The organism is Halorubrum miltondacostae (assembly GCF_041379815.1).
In the GTDB taxonomy this organism is placed as follows: domain Archaea; phylum Halobacteriota; class Halobacteria; order Halobacteriales; family Haloferacaceae; genus Halorubrum; species Halorubrum miltondacostae.
Genome location: NZ_JBEDNY010000014.1, coordinates 1 through 1154, shown reverse-complemented (window position 1 = coordinate 1154; position 1154 = coordinate 1). Strand labels below are relative to the sequence as shown.

General features: G+C 55.1%; 1 protein-coding gene. It reads right to left on the bottom strand.

Annotated features, from left to right (window positions below; genetic code table 11):
• Nucleotides 1-6 precede the first annotated feature (6 nt).
• Nucleotides 7-1110 carry an IS630 family transposase gene (locus tag ABNG04_RS17985; RefSeq protein WP_371163678.1) on the bottom strand — a complete coding sequence of 368 codons (1104 nt, stop codon included), beginning with the start codon at nt 1108-1110 and terminating at the stop codon, nt 7-9.
• Nucleotides 1111-1154: the final 44 nt, after the last annotated feature.

Here is a 1154-nt window from a genome sequence, read left to right as displayed (position 1 = left end):
TAGTACCTAGCGTAACTTTTGAAGATAATTGCCGAGATGATTATCGATCCAAGAGGCCGCGAAACTCAGCTGGTCTGTGAGCTTCTCAAAGAGTTCGGTGAGGAGAGCGCGGTATTCTGCCGCGCTCTCCACAATCAACGGTGACGCCTCCCATTTCAAACTCTTCCAGACCTGCTCGATTGGGTTGAGATCCGGTGAGCCAACGGGGAGAAACACGAGGTCGATCCCAAGTTGATGGGCTCGCTTACGTGTATACTCGCACACGTGTGAAGAGAAGTTATCCAAAACGAGCAGAATCCGATCCAGCGGATTCTGCTCGCGAATCCCCTCGAGACACTCGCAAATTCGCTCTTTCTCCTGAGTGGTTGGAAACTGAAGTACACTCTCACCAGAGAGTGCATAGAACCCGACCGCTGGTTCGTCTAACTTCACCAGCGGTCGGGTGATGTGAGGGTCGTCGACGGTGTAAAGTCGCTGTGAGTTGTCCCACGGTTGCGGATGCGATGTGTCGAGGAATCCGAGCACAGTTCCACCGTCCGTACGGATCTCTTCGTCAACGACCCAGCCTTCCTCGTCGTCTCCATCGCGTTTGTTGTGGGGCTCACCAGACCCCTCGTCGAACGCGTCGCTGACGCGTTCGTCGAGGATCTCTTCGGCATTCTCTGGCCGTGATGGACGCTTAGTCCGCGGAATTGCATAGGAGAGGCCTAGCTTTTCGAGGAATGTAGTGAGGTGGGTTGGGTGAAATTCAACGTCGAACTCCTCATTGATGAGGTGCTGTATCTCCTGTTTCTTCCAGGGTTGGCCCTCACGGAGCAGGTCTAGGAGGCGTTCTCGTTGGGCTGGGCCGAGCTTCGGGGGCCTGCCGCCCCCGAAGTTCGGCATCAAAAGTCCGAGACCACCCTTGTTCCACCGACGAGCCCAGCGTGTTCCTGTTGCGGAGGACCTTCCGACGTCGTCGGCAGCGTCCTCTAGAGTCGCCCCCTTGTACAGCCGCTTAACAAAGATCAGCCGCTCAGTGAGTTTCTCATCCGTAGACTCTGTGAGGAGTCGATCGAGATCGTCCTCACTGAGGTGACGAACGATCTCTTTGCGGCGATCTCCAGACATACTCATACATCATATTCCACCTTCATAACTTCCACTAGCCACTA

What these genes read in the sequence shown, in the direction of transcription:
- ABNG04_RS17985 (WP_371163678.1), bottom strand. Translation starts at nt 1,110, where the DNA reads ATGTCTGGAGATCGCCGCAAAGAGATCGTTCGTCACCTCAGTGAGGAC.